Origin of the sequence: Pauljensenia sp. 20925_1_27 (assembly GCF_041432835.1) — a bacterium.
In the GTDB taxonomy this organism is placed as follows: Bacteria; Actinomycetota; Actinomycetes; order Actinomycetales; family Actinomycetaceae; genus Pauljensenia.
Genome location: NZ_JAPWAH010000007.1, coordinates 58,475 through 84,625 on the forward strand (window position 1 = coordinate 58,475; position 26,151 = coordinate 84,625).

General features: G+C 66.6%; 22 protein-coding genes and 3 tRNA genes. 3 read left to right on the plus strand and 22 right to left on the minus strand.

Annotated elements, in window-relative coordinates; genetic code table 11:
* Positions 1 to 73 precede the first annotated feature (73 nt).
* The 4 genes from rpmG to O3684_RS05725 form a co-directional block, all read right to left on the minus strand.
* On the minus strand, positions 74 to 244 hold the full coding sequence (gene rpmG, locus O3684_RS05710) for a 50S ribosomal protein L33 (RefSeq protein WP_003792256.1): 171 nt from the start codon (positions 242 to 244) through the stop codon (positions 74 to 76).
* 54 nt (positions 245 to 298) lie between these two features.
* A tRNA-Met gene (locus O3684_RS05715) sits at positions 299 to 375 on the minus strand.
* 27 nt (positions 376 to 402) lie between these two features.
* Positions 403 to 475 (minus strand) — tRNA-Thr (locus O3684_RS05720).
* A 91-nt stretch (positions 476 to 566) separates the two neighbouring features.
* Positions 567 to 651: transfer RNA gene (locus O3684_RS05725), tRNA-Tyr, on the minus strand.
* A gap of 98 nt (positions 652 to 749) precedes the next feature.
* On the opposite strand from O3684_RS05725, the gene O3684_RS05730 reads away from it, so the two are divergent.
* Positions 750 to 1,253: a YajQ family cyclic di-GMP-binding protein gene (locus tag O3684_RS05730; RefSeq protein ID WP_003792254.1), complete on the plus strand. Its 504-nt coding sequence runs from the start codon at positions 750 to 752 to the stop codon at positions 1,251 to 1,253.
* Positions 1,254 to 1,316: 63 nt separating this feature from the next.
* Here O3684_RS05730 and htpX read toward each other — a convergent pair whose 3' ends face one another.
* The 18 genes from htpX to O3684_RS05820 all read right to left on the minus strand — a co-directional run bounded on the left by htpX (position 1,317) and on the right by O3684_RS05820 (position 23,082).
* Positions 1,317 to 2,192, minus strand: a complete 876-nt coding sequence (gene htpX / locus O3684_RS05735; protein ID WP_500065558.1) for a zinc metalloprotease HtpX — start codon at positions 2,190 to 2,192, stop codon at positions 1,317 to 1,319.
* Positions 2,193 to 2,374: 182 nt separating this feature from the next.
* Complete coding sequence (locus O3684_RS05740) at positions 2,375 to 3,886, minus strand: FAD-dependent oxidoreductase (protein ID WP_500065560.1); 1,512 nt, start codon at positions 3,884 to 3,886, stop codon at positions 2,375 to 2,377.
* Positions 3,887 to 4,821: 935 nt separating this feature from the next.
* Positions 4,822 to 5,835, minus strand: a complete 1,014-nt coding sequence (locus tag O3684_RS05745; protein WP_500065561.1) for a polyprenyl synthetase family protein — start codon at positions 5,833 to 5,835, stop codon at positions 4,822 to 4,824.
* Positions 5,832 to 7,385: an NADH-quinone oxidoreductase subunit NuoN gene (gene nuoN, locus O3684_RS05750; protein ID WP_500062805.1), complete on the minus strand. Its 1,554-nt coding sequence runs from the start codon at positions 7,383 to 7,385 to the stop codon at positions 5,832 to 5,834. Before nuoN ends, O3684_RS05745 begins: the two co-directional genes overlap by 4 nt.
* Positions 7,386 to 7,396: 11 nt before the next feature.
* Complete coding sequence (locus tag O3684_RS05755) at positions 7,397 to 8,944, minus strand: complex I subunit 4 family protein (protein ID WP_500065563.1); 1,548 nt, start codon at positions 8,942 to 8,944, stop codon at positions 7,397 to 7,399.
* 25 nt (positions 8,945 to 8,969) lie between these two features.
* A complete protein-coding gene (nuoL, locus tag O3684_RS05760; protein WP_500065565.1) occupies positions 8,970 to 10,946 on the minus strand; it encodes an NADH-quinone oxidoreductase subunit L in 1,977 nt (658 codons plus the stop codon).
* A gap of 15 nt (positions 10,947 to 10,961) precedes the next feature.
* Positions 10,962 to 11,261 (minus strand): NADH-quinone oxidoreductase subunit NuoK, encoded by a 300-nt coding sequence (gene nuoK / locus O3684_RS05765; protein ID WP_003792247.1) that lies wholly within the window; start codon positions 11,259 to 11,261, stop codon positions 10,962 to 10,964.
* On the minus strand, positions 11,258 to 12,235 hold the full coding sequence (locus O3684_RS05770; protein WP_500065567.1) for an NADH-quinone oxidoreductase subunit J: 978 nt from the start codon (positions 12,233 to 12,235) through the stop codon (positions 11,258 to 11,260). Before O3684_RS05770 ends, nuoK begins: the two co-directional genes overlap by 4 nt.
* Entirely contained in the window at positions 12,235 to 12,885 is a 651-nt protein-coding gene (gene nuoI / locus O3684_RS05775) for an NADH-quinone oxidoreductase subunit NuoI (protein WP_016461588.1), read from the minus strand. The genes O3684_RS05770 and nuoI overlap by 1 nt, the downstream gene beginning before the upstream one ends.
* On the minus strand, positions 12,878 to 14,206 hold the full coding sequence (nuoH, locus tag O3684_RS05780) for an NADH-quinone oxidoreductase subunit NuoH (RefSeq protein ID WP_500062794.1): 1,329 nt from the start codon (positions 14,204 to 14,206) through the stop codon (positions 12,878 to 12,880). The genes nuoI and nuoH overlap by 8 nt, the downstream gene beginning before the upstream one ends.
* On the minus strand, positions 14,203 to 16,764 hold the full coding sequence (locus tag O3684_RS05785) for an NADH-quinone oxidoreductase subunit G (protein ID WP_500065569.1): 2,562 nt from the start codon (positions 16,762 to 16,764) through the stop codon (positions 14,203 to 14,205). Before O3684_RS05785 ends, nuoH begins: the two co-directional genes overlap by 4 nt.
* The gene (gene nuoF / locus O3684_RS05790; protein ID WP_500065571.1) at positions 16,761 to 18,065 is read right to left on the minus strand and encodes an NADH-quinone oxidoreductase subunit NuoF; all 1,305 of its coding nucleotides are present in this window, start codon (positions 18,063 to 18,065) and stop codon (positions 16,761 to 16,763) included. The genes O3684_RS05785 and nuoF overlap by 4 nt, the downstream gene beginning before the upstream one ends.
* Complete coding sequence (nuoE, locus tag O3684_RS05795; protein ID WP_500065573.1) at positions 18,062 to 18,772, minus strand: NADH-quinone oxidoreductase subunit NuoE; 711 nt, start codon at positions 18,770 to 18,772, stop codon at positions 18,062 to 18,064. The genes nuoF and nuoE overlap by 4 nt, the downstream gene beginning before the upstream one ends.
* Positions 18,769 to 20,115: an NADH-quinone oxidoreductase subunit D gene (locus O3684_RS05800; RefSeq protein ID WP_285099329.1), complete on the minus strand. Its 1,347-nt coding sequence runs from the start codon at positions 20,113 to 20,115 to the stop codon at positions 18,769 to 18,771. The genes nuoE and O3684_RS05800 overlap by 4 nt, the downstream gene beginning before the upstream one ends.
* Positions 20,115 to 20,852, minus strand: coding sequence for an NADH-quinone oxidoreductase subunit C (locus tag O3684_RS05805; protein WP_500062798.1), 738 nt, complete (start codon positions 20,850 to 20,852; stop codon positions 20,115 to 20,117). Before O3684_RS05805 ends, O3684_RS05800 begins: the two co-directional genes overlap by 1 nt.
* Positions 20,849 to 21,403: an NADH-quinone oxidoreductase subunit B gene (locus O3684_RS05810; protein ID WP_500065576.1), complete on the minus strand. Its 555-nt coding sequence runs from the start codon at positions 21,401 to 21,403 to the stop codon at positions 20,849 to 20,851. The genes O3684_RS05805 and O3684_RS05810 overlap by 4 nt, the downstream gene beginning before the upstream one ends.
* Before the next feature lie 22 nt (positions 21,404 to 21,425).
* Complete coding sequence (gene ndhC, locus O3684_RS05815; protein WP_016461018.1) at positions 21,426 to 21,785, minus strand: NADH-quinone oxidoreductase subunit A; 360 nt, start codon at positions 21,783 to 21,785, stop codon at positions 21,426 to 21,428.
* 28 nt (positions 21,786 to 21,813) lie between these two features.
* Entirely contained in the window at positions 21,814 to 23,082 is a 1,269-nt protein-coding gene (locus O3684_RS05820; RefSeq protein WP_500065604.1) for a geranylgeranyl reductase family protein, read from the minus strand.
* A gap of 402 nt (positions 23,083 to 23,484) precedes the next feature.
* Between O3684_RS05820 and O3684_RS05825 the strand changes: the two genes are divergently transcribed.
* Both O3684_RS05825 and O3684_RS05830 read left to right on the plus strand, forming a co-directional pair.
* The gene (locus tag O3684_RS05825; protein WP_500065577.1) at positions 23,485 to 24,219 is read left to right on the plus strand and encodes a hypothetical protein; all 735 of its coding nucleotides are present in this window, start codon (positions 23,485 to 23,487) and stop codon (positions 24,217 to 24,219) included.
* A 363-nt stretch (positions 24,220 to 24,582) separates the two neighbouring features.
* On the plus strand, positions 24,583 to 26,043 hold the full coding sequence (locus O3684_RS05830; protein ID WP_500065580.1) for a DUF4832 domain-containing protein: 1,461 nt from the start codon (positions 24,583 to 24,585) through the stop codon (positions 26,041 to 26,043).
* Positions 26,044 to 26,151 lie beyond the last annotated feature (108 nt).

The window sequence follows — 26,151 nt, forward strand, 5'->3', positions numbered from 1 at the left end:
AACATATGTGTTCCAGCGCACATACAAAGAACCCCGGGGAACCAGGTTCCTCGGGGCTCTGAGACGGAAGCCGTCAGCGGGTCTCGCGGTGCGCCGTCGACTTGTGGCAGCGCGGGCAGTACTTTGCCAGCTCGAGACGATCCGGCGTGTTACGACGGTTCTTCTTGGTGATGTAGTTGCGCTCCTTGCACTCCGAGCAGGCCAGAGTGATCTTGGGGCGAACGTCCTGGGACTTGCTTGCCACGGTTGTTTCCCTCGCTTAGTTTCGTCGCTCGTGCGACCTGTCGGATGAAAGAGTTGGTAGCGGGGGCGGGGCTCGAACCCGCGACCTCACGATTATGAGTCGTGCGCTCTGACCAGCTGAGCTACCCCGCCGCCGGTAGCGGATAACTCCGCAACCGGAGCCCCGAAAGGGAATCGAACCCTTGACCTTCTCCTTACCATGGAGACGCTCTGCCTACTGAGCTATCGGGGCAACGCCGGAAAGCCTATCGCATCTCCGAGCGCCGAAGCAATCCCGGAGCCTGAGAATGACATCACAGGCGTTACTCACTGGAACCAGCGAGTGGTGGCAGGTGAGGGATTCGAACCCCCGAAGCACGAAGCGTCTGATTTACAGTCAGATCCATTTGGCCGCTTTGGTAACCTGCCGTGCGCCGCTCTCGCGGTGCCGTGAAAGAATAGCATTAAAATAGCTCCGAGCGCCAATCGGAACGAGGATTGGCGGAATTCCAACGAAAGGTGCACCCATGGCAGACTCCTCCTTCGACGTTGTCTCCAAGCTCGACCGCCAGGAGGTCGACAACGCCGTCAACCAGACCGCCAAGGAGATCGCCAACCGCTACGACTTCCGCGGCGTGGACGCCGCCATCACACTCAGCGGCGACACGATCGCGATGGAAGCGAACTCCGCGTCCCGCGTCATGGCAATCCTCGACGTCCTACAGTCCAAGCTGATCCGCCGCGGCCTGTCCCTGAAGGTTCTGGACTACAAGGACCGCGAGCCCAAGGCCTCGGGCAAGCTCTTCAAGCTCGCCTGCCCCCTGAAGGAGGGCATCCCGCAGGACACCGCGAAGAAGATCTCCAAGCTCATCCGCGAGGAGGGCCCCAAGGGCGTCAAAGCCCAGATCCAGGGTGATGAACTTCGCGTTTCCTCAAAGTCCCGCGACGACCTGCAGGCCGTCATCGCCCTGCTGAAGGGCCCCAAGGGCGAGGAGCTGGACGTCGCGCTCCAGTTCGTGAACTACCGCTGATCGCTGAGATAACAGAGGGTGGGCGACCGGTCGAAACCGGCCGCCCACCCCCATCTGTATGCCCTAGTAGCCCGCGATCTTCTCCAGGCGCGCGATGCGCTCGTCCATCGGCGGGTGCGTGGACAACACGCGCATGAGAGACTCCCCACGGAACGGATTCGCGATCATCATCGCCGCAACGTTACGCGTCCTGGGAGTATCCTCCATCGGGCGCCGATCCGTCGCCATCTCCAGCTTGCGCAACGCCGAGGCCAGCGCCAGCGGATCCTGCGTCAGCATCGCGCCATCCTCGTCAGCATCGAACTCGCGCGTGCGCGACAGCGACAACTGGATCAGCATCGACGCAATCGGGGCCAGCAGACTCATCGCGAGAAGACCGATAATCCCCACTCCCCCGCTCTCTCGACGATTCCCGCCACCAAAGAACAGCAGCGCCTGCGCGACCGTCGTAATCACACCACCCATGGCCGCCGCGACAGACGTCGTCAGAATGTCGCGGTTATACACGTGCATGAGCTCATGCCCGAGCACCCCGCGCAGCTCACGCTCATTCAGGATCGCCAGGATGCCCTCCGTGCAGCACACGGCTGCATTGTTCGGATTACGGCCCGTCGCAAACGCGTTCGGCGTCAACGTGGGCGCCACCCAGATCGTCGGCATCGGCTGCTGGGCACGCGCCGCCAACTCCCGGACAATCGCATAGAGCTCAGGCTGCTCCGACTCGCTCACCTGATACGCACCCATCGACCGCAGCGCGGTCGTGGCGGAGTTCCAATACGAGTACGCGGTCTGAACGAGCCCAATGGCCGCAAACACAAAAATCCAGACAATCCGGCCCGTACCCGACGCGATGAGCGCGCCGATGGCAAGCAGCAAAGCCCACATACTCCCCAGCAGGAGGGTCGTCTTCAGACCGTTGTGATAGTTGCGATGCACCATACGCGCGATCCTATGGGGGTTACCTGAGAAGCACCTGGGAACCAGCCGAATCCCCGTTGAGAAACAACCCCCGACGGTCAGCAGGCACCAAACACAACGCGGCTCGCCACAGCCCCGCTCCCCCATGCGACGAGGCCGCGACCGGGAAACCCAGCCACGGCCTCGTTCACGTCAGGGACGCGTCAGTTGCGCCGCCCCGGACCCGTGTAGTCGTCGAAGCGCTCGGGGGCGGTGGGCACGCACATCTCGCCCATCTCGCCGATGTGGTCCACCGTCTTGGGGTCCACCTGCGCGCCGCGCGAAATATCCGTCATGGTGCGACGGGAGACGACCTTGACGCGCTCGCGCGTGCCACGGCCACCCGGAAGCTCGCCGTACGCCTCGCCCAGAGCCTGCTCGTACGCATCCAGGAGCTCCCAGCCCTCCCAGGTCGTGAACTCGACGCCACGGGACTCCAGGAGCGCCACCATGGCCTCGTGGCCCACCTCGGAGGTCTTCGCGTGCAGGCGGCCCGCGCCAGCGTCTTCCACGAGGTGGGAGATCGTCTGCTGGGCGTCCGACTTCGTCGAACCGATGAGGCCGACGGGGCCGCGCTTAATCCAACCGGTCGCGTACACGCCCGGGATGACGGGGGCGGACTCATCCTTCGTGGTCTCGCCCTCAATGACGCGCCCCTCCACGTTCGGCACGACGCCGGCACGCTTGTCGAAAGGCAGACCCGGGATCGGCGAGGAGTAGTAACCCACCGCGCGGTACACCGCCTGCACGGGCCACGTCGTGATGACGCCCGTACCCGACACGCTTCCGTCGCCGTTGAGCGCCGTGCGCTCGGTGCGCAGGGCCTTCACGTGGCCGCTCTCGTCAGCGACGATCTCGACCGGGGCCTGGAACAGGTGAATGTGGATGCGACGCGAGGCCGTGTGCTCCTCCGGATCCGCCATCGCGTAGCTCGTCAGGGTCTTGACGACCTGACGCTGCTGGTTCGACGCGCGCAGCGCCTCCTCCGAGCCCTCGTCGAAGTCGAAGTCCTCTTCCGAGACGATGACGTCAACGTCGGGCACCTTGCCCAGTTCGCGCAGCTCCAGCGGGGTGAACTTCACCTGCGCGGGGCCGCGGCGGCCGAACACGTGCACGTCGGTGATCGGGTTCTCAGCCAGGGCCTCGGCCACGTTGGCCGGCACCTCGGTCTTGAGCATGTCCTCCGCGTGCTTCGCCAGCACGCGGGAGACGTCCAGGGCCACGTTGCCGACGCCCAGGACCGCGACCTCGCGGGCCTTCAACGGCCACGTGCGCGGGTAATCCGGGTTGCCGTCGTACCAGGACACGAAGTCGGCGGCACCGTAGGACTCGGGCAGGTCCACGCCCGGGATGTCCAGCGGGTGATCGCGGTCCGCGCCCGTCGCGATGATGATCGCGTCGTAGTGGTCGCGCAGGTCGTCGATAGTCACGTCGCGGCCCACCTCGACGTTGCCGAGCAGACGAATGTCGCCACGCTGGAGGATCTTGTACAGCGCAACGATGATCTGCTTGATACGCGGGTGATCCGGCGCGACGCCGTAACGCACGAGACCGTAAGGCGCGGGAAGACGCTCAAACAGGTCGATATTCACCTCGAGCCCCGACTTGGACAGGATGTCCGACGCGTAAATACCAGCGGGACCAGCGCCAATAACGGCGACGTTGAGCGGTGCCAACCGAATTCTCCTTCTATGACCGCGCGCGAGTGCGCGCACCTGGGGTCTCAGTCTAGCGCCCCGATGCCAAGGGCAACCTTAGCTGAGACCCCTCACACACCTCAAGGCACGTCGCACATACGACGAGGCCGGGGCCTCTCCCCCACGTACGAGGCCGGGGCGGCTCCCCCACGTATCAGGCCGGGGTGCCTCCCCCACGTACGAGGCCTCAGCATGTTCGGTTCAGAGGCGACCTCTGCGCCGCCTTCCCAAAAGTCGCATGCAATTCGACTGACCGAACTTTTCTCACCACCCAGAAACGTTGGAATTGCAACGACACTATTTCAAAACATAAAAGGTTGACAGGGAAATTGCATGCAACATTGTTGAGGAACCATGACGAGGCCCCTACAAGATCCGGCCAAGACCGGGACAGGTCGAGAAACATGCGAACGCGAAACCGCCGCCTGGGTCCACTGGTACAACACCCGCCGCCCCCTCTCCCTGGGCGGCATCACACCACAACAAGCAGAAAATCAACACACAACAACACGAAAGGAAGCGGCCTCAACAAGCCTCCACAAAACCCGGGACTTGACACACCCGCTAAGGGGCATTGCACCCGTTACGTGGCGCTGCACCCGTTACGTGGCGCTGCACCCGAACAGAAGGGGTGCAATGCCTACGGATCGGGTGCACGACCCCCGTCACAAGCTCACATGCGGACCTGCCCGAAAGGACGTCCACGTACCCGACAGGCTTGGCTGGGCCCGGCGGCGCAGTCCAATCAGCTGGCTGGACCCCGGGGCGGCAGGGCCTGACCGGCCTTCGAGACAACGAGCCGAGCGGGCGGCTCGCGACGCTCGCACGGCATAAGGCCCGGGCCCGGTGCGCGCGACGAGGCCGGGGCCAGTCGCGCTCTCGTGCGCAGCCGACCCCGGCCTCGTGAACGTTTATCAGACTAGGCGATCCACCATCAGGTTCGCGAACGCCTCCAGCGCGGTCTTCGCCTCGCCCTTGGGCAGCGGTGCCAGCGCGGCGACCGCCTCATCGGCCCAGGTGCGCGCCAGCTGACGCGTCTCCTCGAGCACGTCGTGACCGCGCAGCTGCCCGACCACCGACGCCAGGGCCTCATCCGACGACAGATCCCCCGTCAGCTCGCGCAGGATGCGCGCGCCGGCCTCGTCGATCGTTCCGGCCGCCTCACGGCGACGCAGCAGGAGAACGGGCAGCGTGTCCACGCCCTCGCGCAGATCCGTGCCGGGCGTCTTACCCGACTGCTCGCCCGAGGACGCCAGATCCAGCACGTCGTCGGCGATCTGGAAGGCGACACCCACCTTCTCACCGAAGTCGCTCACAACGTCAGCCACCAGCTGGCCGGCACCCGACAGCAGCGCGCCGAAGGACGCGGCGGTCGACACGAGCGAACCCGTCTTATCCGCCAGGACCTGAATGTAGAAATCGACGCGATCCGCGCCGTCCGCCGGACCGAAAGTCTCGTTCAGCTGGCCCTCACACAGGCGCTCGAAGGTGCGCGCGTGGTGAGCCACCATCTCCGGACCCAGCGACGCCACAAGCAGCGACGCGCGGGCGAACAGGATGTCGCCCGCCAGGATCGCGCGGTTGTTCCCCCACAGGTGCTGCGCCGAGGGCACGCCGCGACGGGTGGGAGCCGAGTCCATGACGTCGTCGTGATAGAGGGACGCCAGATGCGTCAGCTCGACGGCCGCAGCAGCGGTGATGACCTGGTCGTCCAACGCGCGCTCGGGATCGCCCAGCTGCGCGCACACGAGGGTCAGCAGCGGACGCATCCGCTTGCCGCCCGCGACCGCGAGGTGGCGCGTCAGCTCATCCGTCAGATCACGGGAGGACGACACGGCGTCGAGGAGACGACGCTCGACGACCTCGAGCCCCGGGGTAATACGGGACTCGAGGTCGGGAACATGAAGATCGGGTGTTTGAGCACTCACGGGATCAGTATGACGATCTTTTCCAGCAGACTCAACACGGGACCGGGGAAGACGCCCAGCGCGATCGTTCCGAGCGCGCACACGATGATCGCCAGAGCGGACAGGCCCTCCGACTTGACCACGACGGAGTCCTCACCGGGTTCGGTGAAGAACATCAGGCGCACGAGGCGGAAGTAGTAGAACGCGGTGATCGCCGAGGCCACGAGGCCCACGATCGCGAGCCAGCCGATGCCGCCCTTGATCGCGTCGGAGAAAATCACGAACTTACCAACGAAACCGCCGGTCAGCGGGATGCCCGCGAACGAGAGCAGGAAGACCAGCATCGCACCCGCAATCCACGGGTTCGTGCGGCCGATACCCGCCCACTTGCGCAGGCTCGTCGCCTCGCCCAGGACGTTGCCGTCCGCGTCACGGCCGCGCACGAGCGAGACCACCGCGAAGGCACCAACCGTCGCCAGGCCGTAGCCGAGCGTGTAGAACAACACATGGCCCGTGCCGCCCTTCTGGATCGCGAGGATACCCATCAGGATGAAGCCCGCGTGAGCGATCGACGAGTACGCCAGCATGCGCTTGACGTCGTCCTGCACGAGGCCGGCGAAGGTACCGACGACAATCGTCAGGACCGCGACGGCCGCGAAGACGTACAGGTAGTCCCACTGCAGGTAGGCGGCGACAGCCTGGTAGAAGCGGGCCATCGCGGCGAAGGCAGCGATCTTCACGGCGGCGGCCATGAAGCCCGTCACCGGGGTCGGGGCACCCGTGTACACGTCGGGGGTCCACGCGTGGAAGGGCGCGGCACCCACCTTGAACAGCAGACCGACCATCACGCAGAACACGCCGACGAGGACCATCCAGTCCATGTTCGTGTTCATCGAGATGGCCTGGCCCAGCGCCGAGATGCGCAGCGAGTTGGAGAAGCCGAAGAGGAACGCCGAGCCCATCAGCATGAAGCCCGAGGAGAAAGCACCCAGCACGAAGTACTTGAGGGCCGCCTCGTAGGACAGCTGACGGCGGCGACGCGCGGTCGCGGCCATGATGTACAGGGGCAGCGACATGACCTCAAGGGCCACGAAGAGCGTCACGAAGTTATCCGCCGCAGGGAAGATCATCATGCCGCCCAGCGAGAACAGAGTCAGCGGGAACATCTCGGAGCGCTGGTAGCCCTTACGCTCCGACAGCTCCTCGGCAGCCGAGTCCGGGCGATCCGAAGGCTGACCGGCGAACGCGCCGTCACCAACGGTCGTGCGGTCGGCCATCACCAGGACGGCGAGGAAGCCGATGATCCCGAGCACCGACTGGGCGCCGATCGTCAGCGGGTCCTCAATGTACTCCCCCAACGAGGCCGGGGCGGCCACGACGGGAGCCCAGCGCAGCGCGAGCATGACGCAGGCGCCGGCGGTGGCCAGGATCGACAGGCCAATCACGATGGGGCGGCGGGCCTTGGCCGGGGCGAAGGCCTCGACGAGGATGCTGAGGACCGCGCCGCCCAGCACGATGAGGATCGGCGCGAGGCTCAGCCACGGAACCTCGGGGGCCTGGAAGTTAGCCATGGGTAGAACGTTCACTGTGCGCTCCCTTCAACGGCGGCGCCGACCTGCGAGTTGGCCAGGTCGAGGTCTGAAGCAACCGGGGTCAGGGCGCTCACGAGGGGCGCCGACCAAATACCAAGGATCAGCATCGCGGCCACGAGCGGCACCATGACGCCGCGCTCGCGCATCCCCAGGTCCGCCAGGTCCTCCTTGCCCTTGCCCGGGGCGCCGGTGAAGACGCGCTGGTAGGGCATGAGCACGTACATGGCGGCGATGACGACGCCGAGAACTGCGAAGAGCGCCAGCGCGCTGTTCACCGACCAGGTGCCCATGAGCACGAGGTACTCGGGGACGAAGCCCGACAGGCCGGGCAGCGCGATGGACGCGAGGCCGCTCAGGAGCCACAGGCCCGCGAGCACCGGGGTCACGCGCTGCATGCCCACGTACTCGCGCATGTCCTGCGTGCCACCGCGGCGCGACAGCCAGCCGGACAGCAGGAACATCGCGGCGATCGACACACCGTGAGCGACCATGTAGAACATAGCGCCAACGAGTGCGATCTGCGAGCCGATGAAAATACCCAGGACCATGAAGCCGAAGTGCGACACCGAAGTGTAGGACACGAGGCGCATGATGTCGTTCTGGCCGTTCGCCGCAAGGCCACCCCACAGGATGGAGATGACGGCGAGGATGCACATGACCCACTTCGCGGACACGGCCGCGCCGGGCGTGAGCTGCAGGCACAGGGTGATCATGCCGAAGGTGCCGATCTTGTCCAGGACGCCGACCAGCAGCACCGAGGTGCCCGGGCGGGCGACGGCAGCCGTGTCGGGCAGCCACGTGTGCACCGGGACCATGGGGGCCTTGATCGCGAACGCAACCATGAAGGTCACGAAGATGATCATCTGGATGACGAGCGGGGCGCTCGGCAGGATCTGGGCGAGCGTATCGATGCGGAAGAACGTCGACACGTCCTGCGTCACCTGCGAACCCTTTGCCCACAGGTAGAGGATGCCACCGAGCATCACCAGTCCGCCGAACAGCGAGTACAGCAGGAACTTCATGGCGGCCTTGTGGCGGGCCGCTTCGTCACCGACGCCGTAGCGTCCGATCATGAGGTAGAGCGGCACGAGCATCGCCTCGAAGGCGAAGTAGAAGACCGTCAGGTCGTAGGCCGCGAAGATGACGACCATGAACGACTCGAGGGCCAGGACCAGCGCCGGGTAGGCGCCGCGGTCCGCAGCCTCGTCCTCATTCCAGCCCGCGATGAGCACGAGCGGGACGAGACCGAGCGCCAGCAGGACCATCACGAGGCCCAGCGAGGTGACGCCGAGCGACCAGGTGATGCCGATCTGGGGGATCCACAGGTGGGACTCGTACACCTGGTACGAGGCCGGGGCGGACCAGTCGAACACGGATGCGGCGACGTACACGCCGAGCGCGAGCTCGACGAGTGCGATCACCAGGGCGATGACGCGCCCGGCGGCGCGCCTCAGGGGCGGGACGAAGCCGAGGAGGGCCGCGCCCGCAGCCGGAACGGCCACGAGGACGGACAGCCACGGGAAGTTAGCAGCAATCATTGCACTTTCCATTGTCGTGTACCCCTTACAGCCTGAATCCGAGGACGATGGCCAGGGCGAGGATGACGCCACCCAGGATGTAGGCGGCGTACGTGCGCACGAGGCCGTTCTGGGTGATGCCGACGATGCGTCCGAGCAGCTGCGAACCGGCGCCGAGGCCATTCAGCGCACCGTCGATGGCGCTCGCATCGCCGACGGTCGCGACGGTGACGAGGCCCTTGGCGGGCATCATGAACAGGGTCTCGTTGACGGCGTCCTGGTAGAGGTCGCGGCGCGCGGCCTCGGTCAGGGCGTTGCCTGCGGGGACGGAGGTGGGAACCTCGTCGCGACCGTACTTCATCCATGCGATAACAGCGCCGAGGATGACGAGGGCGAGGGTGGCTCCCTGAATGACGTACTCGTTGAGGACGGGCTCGCCGTGCATGACGTGACCGATCGAGGGGACCAGCCAGTTGGTGAAGGTGTCACCCACGGACAGGGCACCGCCGAGGACAACCGCACCTATCGCGAGGATGATCATGGGGATCGTCATGAGCGGGCCGGACTCGTGCGGGTGCACGGGCGCGCCCTCGGCCTCGGTGGTCCAGCGGGCCTTGCCGTGGAACGTCATGAAGAAGAGGCGAGACATGTAGAACGCGGTGATGCCCGCGCCGATCAGCGCGACGGGGCCGTAGACCCAGCCGGCCCACAGAGCGGTGTTGCCTCCGAAGCTGTCGGCACTGAAGGCGGCCTCGATGATCTTGTCCTTCGACCAGTAGCCGGAGAACGGCGGAACGCCGAGGATGGCGAGCCAGCCCATCATGAACGTCAGCCACGTGACCTTCATGGCGCCGCGCAGGGCGCCGAAGCGACGCATGTTCACCTGATCGCCCATGCCGTGCATGACGGAACCGGCACCGAGGAACATGAGGGCCTTGAAGAAGCCGTGGGTGAAGAGGTGGAAGATCGCGAACGCCCAGCCGATGGGGCCCAGGCCCGCGCCCAGCATCATGTAGCCGATCTGGCTCATGGTGGAGGCCGCGAGGACCTTCTTCATGTCGTCCTTCGCGCAACCGACGATCGCACCGAAGAGGAGCGTGATCGCGCCGATGATGGCGACGGCGGTCGCCGCGATGGGGGCAGCCATGAAGACGTCGCCGGAACGGATGATCAGGTAGACGCCGGCGGTGACCATCGTTGCCGCGTGAATGAGCGCGGAGACGGGGGTCGGACCAGCCATAGCGTCACCCAGCCACGCCTGCAGCGGGAACTGCGCGGACTTACCGCAGGCGGCCACCAGCAGGAAGATACCAATGACGGTCGCGGACGCCGCGGGGATGGAAGCAACCTGGGAGGAGACCACGGAGAAGGACACCGAGTGGAACGAGGCGACCATCGCCATCATGGCGATCAGCATGCCCATGTCGCCGACACGGTTCATGATGAACGCCTTCTTGGCGGCCACCGCGTTGGCGGGGACGTGGTTCCAGAAGCCGATCAGCAGGTAGGACGCCAGGCCCACGCCTTCCCATCCGGCGAACAGGCCGGCGTAGGAGTCCGCGAGGACCAGGGTCAGCATCGCCGCGATGAAGAAGTTCAGGTAGGCGAAGAAACGGCGGCGAGCCTCGTCGTGCTCCATGTAGGCGATCGCGTACACGTGGATGAGCGAGCCGACGAAGGTCACCAGGATGACGAACGTGATCGACAGCGGGTCCACGAGGAGGCCGAAGTCGACGGTGAAGTCACCGGCGGGGATCCAGGTGAACAGCGTCTCGCCGAAGCGGCGCGCGCCCACGGGAGCGTTCCACATCTGGGCGGCGATCGCCGCACCGACCGCGAAGGTCGACCAGGATGCGAGGGTCGCCAGCAGGTGGCCCCACTTGTCCGAGACGCGGCCCAGCGCCAGGAGCAGGCCCGCGCTGGCCAGCGGAATGAGGATGAGCAGCCACGCGTAGGCGGCGACTCCGGTGGCGGCGACCGTATCGGGGACGCCGGTAGCCTGTGTGGAAATGAAGGTGGTCATGAGTTACGTCCTCCCTCAGTTCTTCAGCAGGTTGAGATCGTCCATGCTCGTGGTCGAGCGGGAACGATAGATGGACACGATGATCGACAGGCCGACGACGACTTCGGCGGCCGCGACGACCATGACGAAGAACGCCATGATCTCGCCGTCGACGTTGGAGTTAATGCGCGCAAACGTCACGAGGACGAGGTTCGCGGCGTTGAGCATCATTTCGACGCCCATGAGCGCGATGACCGCGCTGCGGCGCACGAGGACCGTGGTCGCACCGATGGCGAACAGCACACCCGCAAGGATGAGGTACCAGGCGAGGCTCACTTGCTCTCCTCCTTCTTCTCAATGGGGGTGGTGGTGCGCGCCTTACGGGCCCGAGGCTGGGCCAGACCGGTGGGCGCGGCGGCGCCGGGCATCCCGAAGGAGCCGGAGCGCGGGACGTCGGGCGTGCGCCCGATGGTGTAGGGCGACTCGTCGAGCGCGTCAGTCGTACCCGTCTCGGTGCGAGCGAGCGCGAGCTGCTCGGAGACCTCGGGGGCGACCTCGCCGATCGTGCGCGTCAGGCCGCGCACGCGCAGGACGCGGGGCACCGACTCTTCGAGGGGACTCAGGGTCTCACCCGAGATGGCGGGCACATCGGCCGCATTCGACTGGGCGTAGACACCGGGCGCGGGCAGCTGGCCGATGCGAGAGCCCTTCTCGGCAAACGCACGCATCTTGTTGCGCGCCGTCTCGAACTGATCGGCCTTGGGGGCCAGGCGATCCGAGTGGGTCAGCAGCATCGCGCCGACGGCGGCCGTGATCAGCAGGCCGCCAGCGAGCTCCATGCTCAGCCAGTGCTCCTGGAACAGCGTGATCGCCAGGTCGGTGATCGGCTGGTTGGAGTAGGGGTCAACCTCGTCGGCTTTGTGCGGCGTGGGAACGGACTTCAGGATCGCGGTCGCAACGATAACGATCAGTCCGAGGCCACCGAGCACGGCCGAGACGATTGCGCCACGGCTCTGGCGGGCGTAGTCGTCGGAGGTGCCGATGCCGATCAGCATGATGACGAAGAGGAAGAGCATCATGATCGCGCCGGTGTACACGACGATCTGTGCGACGCCCAGGAAGGGCGCGCTATTCGCGATGTACAGGACGGCCAGGCCGAGCATGACGCCGACCATGCAGATGACCGAGTGTGCGGCCTTCTTGAAGAAGAGGACACCCAGAGCGCAGGCGACCATGACGATGGCCGTGCATGCGAAGAGGATGATCTCCCCCGTTGACCCCATCATGGGCCAACCGTTGGACAGGTTCATCAGTGTGCCTCCTCGGCGACTCGTACCGTCTTGAGGGAGGGGTCGTCGGGGCGGCGGCTCGCGACCCAGTCGACCTGGGCGGCAGTGGGGCCGGTGACTTCCCCGCGGTAATAGTCGATGTCGTTCTTACCCTCGACCATGGGGTGGGGCGCTGCGAGCATGCCATCGGAGAGCGGGACCAGGAGGTCTTCCTTCTCGTAGATGTCGTCCTCGCGGGTGTACTTGGCGATTTCGAAGTCGTTCGTCATCGTCAGGGCGCGCGTAGGGCACGCCTCGATGCACATGCCGCAGAAGATGCAGCGCAGGTAGTTGATCTGGTAGACGCGGCCGTAGCGCTCACCCGCCGAGTACTGCTCTTCGGGCGTGTTGGATGCGGCCTCGACGAAGATCGCGTCAGCGGGGCACGCCCAGGCGCACAGCTCACAGCCGACGCACTTTTCCAGGCCGTCGGCGTAGCGGTTGAGCTGGTGGCGTCCGTGGAAGCGGGGCATGACGCGCGCGGGTTCGCGCGGGTACTGCTCGGTGACGGTGGGCCGGAAGAAGGAAGCCATGGTGACTCCGTAGCCGGCCATAGGCGCGACGAACTGGGCGAACGCACCCTTGGGGTCATGCTCGAAGAGCATTTCCTCGTCGGTGGTCTTCTCACTCATCGGTGGACTCCTTCGGGCTGTCGATTGCCGAGGCCGGGGCCAGTTCGCCCTCAATGGTGGCGAGGCCGCGCGGCGAGGCAACGGGGGTCTGTCCGGGCAGCGGCGGGACGGGGAAGCCGTCCTCGAAGCCCGTGTATTCGCGCTCGGATGCGGGGATTTCCTCGGGCTCGGGCTTGTCGGTCAGCCAGATGATGCCCAGGGCGATCACGAAGATGACGCCCACGCCTCCGAAGAGGATGTGGTTGGGCAGCGCCACGAACTGGGTGATGCCGCGCACGAGGGCGACGAGCACGAGCCAGCCAAGGGCGATGGGCATGAGGCGCTTCCAGCCGAGGTTCATGAACTGGTCGTAGCGGAAGCGCAGCAGCGTGGCGCGCGTCCAGATCAGCAGGAACATGAAGAACCAGATCTTCAGGAAGAACCACAGCAGGCCCCACCAGCCGGAGTTGAGGAACTCGACGTGGGACAGCGGCCACGGGGCGTGCCAGCCGCCGAAGAACATCGTGGTGGCCACGGCCGAGACGTTGAGCATGTTGACGTACTCGGACAGGTAGTACCAGCCGAACTTCATCGACGAGTACTCGGTCATGTGGCCGGCGACGATCTCGCCCTCGGCCTCGGGGAGGTCGAAGGGAAGACGGTTGACTTCACCGGTGGCGCTGATGCAGTAGATGACGAACGCGGGGAACAGGGTGAATGCCCACCAGAACTGTCCCTGAGCGGCCACGATCTGCGAGGTGGACATGGAGCCCGACATGAGGAACACGCTCACGAGGGACAGGCCCATGGCCAGTTCGTAGGAGATGACCTGTGCGGAGGAACGCACGGCACCGTACAGGGGCAGGGTCGAGCGGGTCGACCAGCCACCGAGGACGATGCCGTACAGGCCCAGCGAGGCGATCGCCAGGATGTACAGGGAGGCGACGGGCATGTCGGCGAGCTGCAGCGGCGTGGAGATGTTGCCGATCTTCACGTTCGGGCCCATCGGGATGACCGCGTAGACGCTGAACGCCGCGAAAGCCGCGATGGCGGGGGCCAGGAAGTACAGGAACCGCTCGGCCCGGCGGGTCCACATGTCCTCCTTGAAGAGGAGCTTGCCCGCGTCGGCGAACGCCTGGAACAGGCCGAGGGGGCCCGCGACGTTCGGGCCGGGACGCGTCTGCATGCGGCCCAGGCCTCGGCGCTCGACCCACAGGGCGAGGAGCACGTTGGCGATCAGGAAGACGATGATGAACACGGCCTTGATGAGACTGAGCCACCAGGTTTCCTGGCTAAAGTCCGCGGCGGTGTATTCCGGGACTGCGAAGGGTGCGAGTGTCATCGTGCCACCTCCTGCGTGGCGCGCAGGGTCGCGACGGTGCCGGCACCGCCGAGGTTTTCGTGAATAACGGAGCCGGTCGAGCACTCGGGCACCCACGCGACGGAGTCGGGCAGGTCCGCGATGGCGGCCGGGAGGGTGATCGTGCCGCGCTCGGTCTCAAGCGTCGCGTCCGCTCCGGGGGCGATACCCGCGGCGGCGAGCGTGGCGGCCGAGGCCAGGAGGACGGGGCGGCGGGCCGAACCGGCCAGCCACGGGGCGCCATCCTGGAGGCGACCGGCGTCGATCATCGGCTTGTGGGAGGCCAGAACGACCTCGCCCTTGCCGGCGGCGACGGGGGCCTCGGACGAGACCGGAGCGAAGGCCTGCGGGGCGCCATCCCACTCCATGAGGGGGTTGACTTCCTCGTACAGGTCGGCCAGGGCCGTGATGCCCAGGTCGAGGTCGAACTCCTCGGTGAGGCGCACGAGCACGTCGCGGTCCGTGAGGGACGTTGCCGAGCGGGCCTGGCCGAAGGGACGCAGGCGGCCTTCCCAGTTGATGTAGGTGCCGTTCTTCTCGACCGCGGGGGCCACCGGCAGGACGACGTCCGCGCGCTCGGTGATCTCCGAGGCGCGAACCTCGAGCGACACGAGGAAGGGAACCTCGTCGAGTGCTTCGCGCACGCCGGCCGGCTCGTCGAAGTCACGCACGTCGACACCGCCGACGACGAGAGCCGCAAGCTCGCCGGAGGCGGCGGCCTCGATCATCTGCTCGGCGTCGAGGCCGCGCTCGGGAAGCTCGCCCCAACCGAGGGACTGCGCCCCGGCCTCGTCGAGACCGCGGCCGAAGGGAAGCAGACCCGGAAGGAGTCCGGCCTCCACGGCGGCGCGGTCGCCGGCGCGACGCGGGACCCACGCGAGGCGGGCGCCCGTGCGCTCGGCCAGAGCGACGACGGCGGAGAGCAGGCCGGGGGTCTGCGCGGCGCGCTCGCCCACGAGGACGATGCCACCGGAGAGGGCCTGCGCGAGATCCGCGTAGGCACCGCCAGCGGCGATCGCGTCGAGAACGCCGGGCTCGGAGCCGGGGGCGGCGTGCAGGACCTGGGCGTTCATCTTGCGCGAACCGTTGGAGGTGAAGGGCGCGACCGTGGCGACCTTCAGGCCCGACTTACGCACTCCCTTGCGCAGGCGCAGGAACATCGCGCCGCACTCGTCCTCGGGCTCGAGGCCGACCAGCAGCACCTGGCCCGCGCTCTCCAGATCGGAGTACGTGACATCGAGGCCGGAGCCCGCCACGTAGGAAGCCAGGAACGAACGCTCTTCCTCGCTGGCGCGACGCGAACGGAAGTCGATCGAGTCGGAGCCGACGACGGTGCGCGCGAACTTCGACCAGGCCCAGGCGTCCTCGAAGGTGAGGTGGCCGCCGGGCAGGAAACCCACGGACGAACCCGCCTGCTCCAGGCCCTCACGGACGCGGTCCAGCGCGTCGGACCAGGAGGTGGGAACGAGCTTGCCATCCTCACGCACGAGCGGGTAGGTTAGGCGATCGACCTTGTCCCATTCGAAGGCGAAACGGTCCTTATCGGTGATCCACTCTTCGTTGACCTCGGGGTCGTTGCCGCTCATGCGACGCACGACCTCGCCGCGGCGCACGTCCTGGCGGATCGCGGAGCCCGACGCGTCGTGCTCAGTCACGGCGGCCGTCGACACGAGGTCAAAGGGACGCGCGCGGAAGCGGTAGGACGCGGCGGTCAGGGCACCGACGGGGCAGATCTGAATGATGTTGCCCGAGAAGTAGGACGCGAAGGCGCGGCCCGACACGTCGCGCTCGGCGACGGACAGCTCGCCCTCATTGAGCGAACCGACGATCGCGTCCGTGCCGAACGGGGACGACAGGGACGAGGTCGAGGCCTCCTTGGCCTTGGGATCGAAGAAGTCGAGCGTGGTCGTATCGAAGCCGCCGACCTGCTCGCCCATGAAGTAGTGGTGCTCCGTGGGGGCGGTGCCGCCGCCTCGACCCTGCAGGTCCATGAACACGTCGCCCGAAATCTCCTTGCCGAAGCGCACGCAACGCTGGCACAGGATGCAACGCTCGCGATCCAGCAGGATCTGCGAGGTCAGGCGCAGAGGCTTCTTGAAGGTGCGCTTGGCGTCCGTGAAGCGGGACTTGCCGCGCCCCTCGGTCAGTGCCTGGTTCTGCAGGGGGCACTCGCCGCCCTTGTCGCAGACCGGGCAGTCCAGCGGGTGGTTGATGAGCAGGAACTCCATCACGCCGCGCTGGGCGCGGTCCACCACCTCGGAGGTGTGCTGGGTCTTGACGACCATGCCCGGGGTGACGGTCTGCGCACACGAGGGCTGGGGCTTGGGCATGAAGCGCAGCTCGCCCGTGTTGCGGTCGGGCATGCCGACCTCCACGAGGCACTGGCGGCATGCGGCCACGGGAGCCAGCAGCGGGTGGTCACAGAAACGCGGGATCCGGATGCCGGCCTGCTCGGCCGCGCGGATCACGAGCGTGCCCTGGGGGACAGAAACCTGAACGTCGTCGATGGTGACGTCGATCATGTTGGGTGCGTCGCTCATCGGCCACCTCCTCGCGCGTAGTTAGCGGACGCCTCGTAGGGGAAAAGCTCGCGGGCGGGCGTGGTCAACCCGGCCTCGAACTCGTCGCGGAAGCGCTTGATGCCCGACATGATCGGGGTTGCTGCGGCGTCGCCCAGCGGGCAGAAGCTGCGGCCCGCAATGTTGTGTGCGATCTCGTCGAGCAGGTCGACGTCGCCGGGGCGGCCCTCGCCTCGCTCGAGGCGCAGCATGATTTGCTTCATCCAGTAGGTGCCTTCGCGGCAGGGCGTGCACTTACCGCAGGACTCGTGCTGGTAGAACTCGGACCAGCGGGTAATGACGCGGACGACTGAAACCGTCTCGTCGAACACCTGGAGGGCGCGCGTACCCAGCATCGAACCGGCCGCGCCCACGGACTCGTAGTCGAGGGGCGTGTCCAGCTCGTCTTCGGTGAAGATCGGGGTGGAGGAGCCGCCGGGGGTCCAGAACTTGAGCGTGTGACCGTCGCGGATGCCGCCCGCCATCTCGATGAGCTGACGCATCGTGATGCCGAAGGGGGCCTCGAACTGGCCGGGGTTGTTCACGTGACCGGACACCGAGAAGATGCCGTGGCCCTTGGACTTTTCGGTGCCCATGGACGCGAACCACTCGGGGGAGTTGCGGAAGATGCCCGCCACCTGAGAGATGGTCTCCACGTTGTTGACGACCGTGGGACGGGCGTACAGGCCGGCGACAGCGGGGAACGGGGGCTTGAGGCGCGGGTGGCCTCGGCGACCCTCGAGGGAGTCCAGCAGGGCCGTCTCCTCACCGCAGATGTAGGCGCCAGCGCCCGCGTGGGCGGTGATGCGCAGGTCGCCGAGCACGCCGGATTCGGTCGCCTCGCGCACGGCCTGCAGCAGGCGGCGGTACACGTGGGTGACCTCGCCACGCAGGTAGACGAACGCGTGGTCGCAGCCGATCGCGCGCGACGTAATCGCGATGCCTTCGATGAGGACGTGCGGGTTGCCCATGATGAGCGGGATGTCCTTGCAGGTGCCCGGCTCGGACTCGTCTGCGTTCACCACGAGGTAGCGGGGGCCGCCGTCGGCCGGGGGCAGGAAGGACCACTTGAGGCCGGTCGGGAAGCCTGCGCCACCACGGCCTCGCAGGCCGGAATCCTTCACGGTCTGCACGATCTCAGCGGGCTCCATGGTCCGGGCCTTTTCGAGGCCCTGGTAGCCGCCGCGGCCCCGGTAGGAGTCCAGCGTCCAGGAACGGTCCTCTCCCCACCCATTGGTGAGGATCGGGGTCAGCGGTCCGGGCGCAACGTATGCGGTGCTCACTTCGCCTCTTCTCCCTTCGTGTCAGTGGCCTCGTCGGCGACCTCCATGGCGACCGGCTCGGTCCAGCCCTTCGCCGCCGCGATCTCGCGGCCCAGCAGCGTGGAGCGACCCGCGGAGGGGCCCTCGTCCTCGTGGCCGTCCAGGAAGCCGGCCAGGACGCGCTCGTTCTCCTTGAACGTGGGGGCCACGACGGGACCGCGCGTCGGGTGAATATCGCGACCGGCCTGGATGTCATCGATCATCGCCAGCGCCGAGGAAGGGGTCTGGTTGTCGAAGAATTCCCAGTTGACCATGACGACGGGCGCGTAGTCGCACGCCGCGTTGCACTCAATGCGCTCGAGCGTGATCTTTCCGTCTTCGCTGGTCTCATCGGTGCCGACGCCGACCTTCTTGGAGACCTTTTCCCAGATCTCGTCGCCGCCCATGACGGCGCACAGCGCGTTCGTGCACACGCCCACCAGGTAGTCGCCGGTGGGGTGGCGCTTGTACTGCGTGTAGAAGGTCGCAACCGCGCTGATCTCTGCGCGGGGCAGGTCCAGCGTGGCGGCGATGAAGTCGATGCCGTCCGGGCTGACGTAGCCGTCAACGGACTGGATCAGGTGCAGCATCGGCAGCAGCGCGGAACGCGAGTGACCGTCCGGGTAGCGGGCGATGATCTGCGCGGCGTCCGCCTGCAGGCGTGCCAGGGTGTCGGGTGTGTAGCTCATCGGTCAACGCCTCCGAGAACGGGGTCGATAGCGGCCAGTGCGACGACCACGTCGGCCAGCTGGCCGCCTTCGGTCATCATGGCCAGCGCTTGCAGGTTGGCGAAGGAGGGGTCGCGGAAGTGCGCGCGGAACGGACGCGTGCCACCGTCGGAGACGAGGTGAACGCCCAGGATCCCCTTCGCGTGCTCGACGGTCTGGTAGACCTGGCCGGCGGGCACGTGGAAGCCCTCCGTGACGAGCTTGAAGTGGTGGATGAGGGACTCCATGGACTCCCCCATGATCTCGCGGACGTGCTCGGCCGAGTTGCCCTGGCCGTCCGTGGCGACCGCCAGGCGAGCGGGCCAGGCGATCTCCGGGTCGGCGACCATGGTGGGCGCGCCCTCGCACTGGTCCAGCTTGTCGAGCACCTGCCAGATGATGCGCATGGACTCGTAGCACTCGTCGAAGCGAACCATCGTGCGGTTGTAGACGTCGGACTTGTCGCGGGTGGGAATATCGAACTCGAAGTTCTCGTAGCCGCAGTAGGGCTGGCTCTTGCGCAGGTCCAGGGGCAGGCCGGCGGCGCGCACGCCGGGGCCGGTCGAGCCGAGGGCCATGAGGCCGCTCAGCGGCATGACGGCCACGTCGCACAGACGCTTCTTGAAGATCGGGTTCTCCACGAGGATGTCCTGGAGTTCGCCGATGTCCTTACGGCACCGACGCAGGCGGTCACGGATGTAGTCCGTGGTGCCCTCGCCGATGTCCTGCACGACGCCGCCGGGGCGGATGTACTCGTGGTTCATGCGCAGGCCGGTGATGCGCTCGAAGATACGCAGGATCTCCTCGCGGCCGCGGAAGCCGATCGTCATGATCGTGGTGGCGCCCATCTCGTTACCGGTCGAGCCGATGGCGACCAGGTGGGAGGCGATGCGGCACAGCTCCATCACGAGGATGCGGATGAGGGACGCGCGCTCGGGGATGTCCTCTTCGATGCCGAGGAGCTTCTCGACGCCGAGGCAGTAGGCGGCCTCCTGGAAGAAGGGAGCCACGTAGTCCATGCGCGTGCAGTATGCGACGCCCTGGGCCCACGTGCGGTACTCCATGTTCTTCTCGATGCCGGTGTGCAGGTAGCCGGTGTCGATGCGGGTCTCGCGGACCTTCTCGCCGTCAAGCTCGAGGATGAGGCGCAGAACGCCGTGGGTCGCGGGGTGGACCGGGCCGAGGTTGACGACGATGCGCTCGGAGGTGATGGCCTCGATCTCGTGCAGGACGTCGTCCCAGTCGCCGCCCTGGGTGAGGACCTCGGGGATGTCCTCGATGGGCAGGTCGGTCGCGCCGGCGGGCGCGTGGAAAGCGGTGGTCATCAGTTCACACTCCTACGAACGTCGGCGGAAGCGTTGACGGCGCCCTTGAACTCGACGGGGATGCCGCCCAGCGGGTAGTCCTTGCGCTGGGGGTGTCCGACCCAGTCGTCGGGCATCGCGGTGCGCGTCAGCGAGGGGTGCCCGGTGAAGACAATGCCGATGAGGTCCCAGGTTTCGCGCTCCTGCCAGTCGTTTCCGGGGTAGACGGAGACGATGGAGGGGATGCGGGGGTCCTCGTCGGGGCACGTGACCTCGAGGCGGATCATGCGGTTGTACGTGATCGAGTACAGGGGGTAGATGGCGTGCAGCTCGCGGCCCTTATCGAGGGGGTAGTGCGCGCCGTTGGTCCCCAGGCACAGCTCGAAGCGCAGGTCGGCGTCGTCGCGTAGGTACTTGGCGACGCGCGCGATGTGCTCGCGGGCGATGAAGATGCCGAGCTGTCCGCGGTCGATGGTGACCTTTTCGATGACGTCGGAAACCTTCAGGCCGTCGGCGGCGATGAGCTCTTCGAGGACGTCCACGACCTGGTCGAACCAGCCGCCGTAGGGGCGGGAGGCCTCGCCGGGCAGGAAGGAATCGGTCACGAGGCCGGCGAAGCCGGAGGTGGAGGAGTCGGTGCCCGCGCCGAAGAGGCCCTCGCGGTGGGCGATGGGCTCGGGGAGGGCGAATCCGCGCTGGGACGAGGCCGGGGCGACCTCGGCGGGCGCGTTTTCCTCGGGGGTGGAAAGGTCGCTCATGCGAGGAGTCCCTTCATCTGGTGGGTGGGGGTCGCCTCGAGGGCGGCCTGCTCGGCGCGACGCGCGATCTCGCGGCGGTGAGCGCCGAGGGGTTCCTTGCCGATCTGCTCGCGCAGGACGAGGACCGCGTGGATGAGCGCCTCGGGGCGGGGCGGGCATCCGGGCAGGTAGACGTCGACGGGGACGATGTGGTCGCAGCCCTGGACGATCGCGTAGTTGTTGAAGACGCCACCGGAGGACGCGCACGCACCCATGGAGATGACCCACTTGGGTTCGGGCATCGAGTCGTAGACGCGGCGGATGATGGGGGCCATCTTGTGCGACACGCGGCCCGACACGATCATCATGTCGGAGTGACGCGGCGAGGCGCGGAAGACCTCGAGGCCGAAGCGCGCCATGTCGAAACGGGGGGTACCGGCGGCCATCATTTCGATGGCGCAGCACGCCAGACCCATGGTGACGGGCCACTGGCTGTACTTGCGTGCGAGCCCGAGGACCTTTTCGACGCTGGTGAGCGCGATGCCCGCGGGCAAGGATTCTTCAAGTCCCACTTGTCTGTTCCTTACTTATATCTCAGTAATCCAGGCCGCCGCGTCGCCATTCGTAGGCGTAGGGGACGCAGAGGGTGACCAGGAAGCTCATCATGACGACCAGTCCGAACAGGCCCAGCTGGTTGAAGCTGACGGCCCACGGGTACATGAACACAACTTCGATGTCGAAGATGATGAACGTCATGGCGACCAGGTAGTAGCGCACCGGGAATCGACCCTCGGTGAGGTGAGCGCTGGTCGGCTGGATACCGCACTCGTAGTTGTCGGCCTTGGTGGTGGACTTCTTGGTGGGGCCCAGGATCGCAGAGGCGCCCAGGCCTCCGAAGGCTAGTACGAGGGCAGCTGCCGACATGATGAGCAGCGGCACGTAGGGATTCGTCATCGTTCCTCCCGGTTATCGGTGGTGGTGGTCATGCGGGGCGCACCACCTTGGTCAGCATTGTGATGAGTTGGTCGTCGAAGTCGCCCCCGGTCCTCTCGTACCCGTCCGACAGGAGTTTGTGAACGAGTGTCATGAGGCGCGGGATGGGCAGTCCGACGTTCGTGCAGGTGCGCATGATCGTCGGGTTTTCGATGAGCGCGACGAAGATGCGGCCCAGCTGGTAGTAGCCGCCGTATTCGTCGCGAAGCATGTGGGGGTATTCGCTCATGGCGCGGTCGATGCCGGCGCGGTGGGAGCGGGAGCGGGCCTGCGCGATGCACGAGGCCGCGTAGCGTCCGGCCTTCATGGCGGGGGCGATACCTTCGCCGTTGTAGGGGGAGACCATGCCGCCGGCGTCGCCGACGAGGACGAGGCCCTGGGTGTAGTGCGGCTTGCGGTTGAAGCTCATGGGCAGGGCGGCGGAGCGAAGCGCACCGATCTGCTTGTCGGGGGTGAAGCCCCATTCCTCGGGCAGGTTCGCGGTCCAGGTCTTGAAGACCTCCCGGTAGGGCAGGTTGGTGGCGCCGGCGCGCGAGGCGACGGAGCCGAGGCCGACGTTGACGATGCCGTCGCCCATGGGGAAGATCCAGCCGTAGCCGGGCAGCAGGTCGGAGGCGCCCGGGGTGCCGCTCCACAGTTCGAGGTGGGATTCCATCCATTCCTCGTTGCCGCGGGGGCTATGGAAGTAGGCGCGTGCGGCCACGCCCATGGGGCGGTTCATCTTCTTTTCGAGGCCGAGGCTGGTGGCCAGTCGGGCCGCCACTCCCCCGGCGTCGACGGTGATGGAGGCGCGCACCGTGGTGGTGGTGGCGTCTTTGCCGCGCCCGCTCTTGGCCTGCACGCCGACGACGCGTCCGGAGCCGTCCTGGATGGCTCCCGTGACGGTGACGCCCTCGTAGAGGCGTGCGCCCGCTTCGACGGCGCGCTGGGCGAGCGCGTGGTCGAGGTCGACGCGGGCTCGGGTCATGCCGTAGCCGGGCAGGGACTTCTGGTCGGGCCAGTCCATGTGGACGGTGTGGCCGCCGCCGATGACGGTCAGGCCGCGGTTTCGCATCCAGCCGGTGGTATCCACGCCCATTGCGATGAGTTCGTGGACGGCGGCCGGGGTGAGCCCGTCGCCGCAGATTTTGTCGCGCGGGAAGGGGCTTTTCTCCAGGAGGATGACGTCGAGGCCGGCTCTGGCCAGGTGGTAGGCGGTGGAGGACCCGCCCGGGCCTGCGCCGACGACGACAACGTCAGCGCTCATGTCGCTAGGCATGGTGGATGCCACGGCATTCCTCCGTCATGTGGTGCGCGGGTGCGTCCGCGCGAGTGTGCAAAGTGGATGAAGCGTGCACATCACTTCATTCCGCAAGAAAGCCTAGCTAGGTCACCCTCACCTCGGCGACCGAGCGCACTTTTCCCCGGAATGTCAAGGAACGAGGCATGGGCAGGCCACGCTCATACGCTGCATTTGCGCAAGGGATCTCTGTCGTAAATGGTGGCCCCGGCCTCGTCGCGCTGGGCGTCACGCACACCAAGACGAGCCCGCGCGACACCCTCACACAATTCGATACGATGACCCGCGTCGAGACGACCTGCGTTGACGCCGAGTACCCACTCATCCGGCGCAAGACACGCGCGACACACCTCGGCACACGACCATTGAAGGGGAGCATGCATGGGCTCAGAAGAACAGACTCATACCCACAAACGACGCACCTTGATCGCCGTTGCGTCGGCAGCCGTCCTTACTCTCACAATCACGGGTACCGCCTGCGGGTCACGCCAGCCCAGCGCAGATAGCCAGGCACAGTCCGCACAATCGCCCGCGCAATCCTCCTCGGACCAGGCCCCCACCCAAGATTCTGGAGCCTCCGCAGCCACCCCGACACCGACCGAAGCAACACCGACCACGCCTGCGTGCGAGGACGGTTCCCCCACGCCGCTCGGTACGTGCCTCTATCCCGCATCGGTCCAGTGGCTCCCCGACCTCCTCCCCGACCCGCGCGAGGTGGACCGCACCGATCCCGAGCAAGTCGCCATCGCCTACACCATCACGCGTAATACGTGGGATGCATCACGCGATAAATCCAACGCCTATGCATTCATCCGCGCGAGCGTGTACGAAGTACCGGAACGAGCGAGCAGCCACACGAAGACGCCCGACCTGGAGCACGGTCAGGGTGAATTCCTGCCGCTCCTGGCCAACCGCGCCCACACGACCGTCACCATCACGGGCAGCAACGACCACGGACAGCAGCCGAACACTGACCCGACGCGCTGGTACGGAAACGTCTACTACCTGCGTAACTACTCCGACGACTCGTTGGAGCCCGTGAAGGGGCGCGAGGTCGTCTTCCTGCGACTGCAGGACGATGGAACGTGGGCGGTCGTCGACAGCGGACCGTACTAAACGAGCCAGCGCACGCACTCCATTGACGAGGCCGGGACCCCACCGAGGGACCCGGCCTCGTTCTCGTTGGACACGAGCGCCGACCGCCCACCCCACACGCACCAGAAGCCCCGCCCGCACGTCGCAACGGCGCGGCTTCCCCACAGGCAGACGAATGCGCGGCCCACCACACACGCTTGTCACACAATCACTTACTGATACAATTTTTCACAATCTTGCGCGAAGTGACAACACAGTGGTTCACTTGTCAGCCGTGGAAGCCTCGGATCGCACGCGGATGCGATTGCCCTGCGCGTACTTCCACGCGACGCGCCCACGCCGCTCAATGTCCCCAGCCGCAGTACAGACTGAAAGGACCTCGCGATGAGGAAATTTGCTCGCATCGCCATCGCTCTCGCGGCGGCCGCAGGACTGGCGGGTGCCACCCTGCCAGCCACGGCCTCGTCGGCCACATCATCCCAATGGACCACCCTTGAGGCGGCGCCGGCCCCCGTGTCGAACCCGATGAAGGGCTTCATGCCGTGGGCGCCCGCCCCCGGCGGCAATCCCGTGCTCGCACAGGACGCGCTGCCCTACACGCTCGAATGGGCGGTCTTCCCCCTCAAGAATGTCGTCACCGGCCCCGACACCTACGACTTCACCGCCGTCGACGCCATGCTCGATTCCATCGCGGCGCGCGGACACCAGGCGGTCATCCGCTTCTACGTCGACAACCCGGGCGAATCCTCAGCGCTGCCCCAGTACCTCATTGACGGCGGCACGGACACGAGCCGCACGTACGACTTCCACGACAACGAGAAGAAGTCTTTCTCCCCCAACTACGACGACCCGAACGTCCAGCAGATGTTCCTGCACTTCGTCGCAGCCCTGGGCAACAGGTACGACGGGGACCCGCGCATCGGCTACATCACCGCGGGCCTGTACGGCTTCTGGGGCGAGGAGCACACCTACCCCTACAACGGAGCGATCAGCTCCCAAAACCCGAAGGGCATCAACTGGATGCCCTCCGACGCGTTCCGCGCCCAGCTGGTCGAGGCCTGGGATGACGCTTTCGATGAGACCTTCATCCAGAACCGCTACCCCACCGAGGCCACGAAGGCGCACGGCATGGGCTACCACGATGATTCCTTCGGCTACGCGACCCTCGAGGGAGTCAGCTGGCACTTCATTCCCAAGCTGAAGAAGCAGGGCGAAGCGGACGCCTGGCAGCACGCTCCGATCGGCGGCGAGCTCTACCCGCCCATTCAGACATGCATTTTCTCCCAGCCGATCAACTGCCCGAACATGGACCCTGAAGGCGACTACAAGGCCCTCGAGTCGATTCAGGGCGCGCACGCCACGTGGCTGATCAACCAGAAGGCTTTCACGGTCGGCTACACGGGCGACGATCTGACGCGCGCCCAGCAGGCCAGCGCGGCCATGGGCTACACGCTGCAGGCCACCCGCACGTCGGCGACGTATCACGGCGCGAAGGCCACCGTGGCCGTCGACATCAAGAACACGGGATCTGCCCCGTTCTACGCGACGTGGCCGCTCGAGGTCGTCCTCGTCGATTCGAAGGGCGCGATCGTGGCCACCCAGACCATCGAGTCCACCCTGCCCTCGGTTCTGCCGGGCCAGACCGGGACGGTCACCGCGCGTTTCACGCTGCGCTCGCAGTATCGGGCGAACGACTCCGCGCAGCAGCTGACCGCCGCGATCCGCGTCGTCAACCCGCTGCCGAACGGCGTGCCCGTGGCCTTCGCGAACGAGGCCATGAACGAGCCGCTCCCCGGATACCTCGGCCTGACAACCCTGAGCCCGGGCCGCGCGCCGAAGAACTAACAACGAGGCCGGGGCGGGGCGCGCGTCACCCGCACGTGGGTGCGCGCCGCCCCTGCCCCGTCTACGGGCGCGGCTGCGCCTATCCGTGCCCAACGCGAGAGGCCGGGA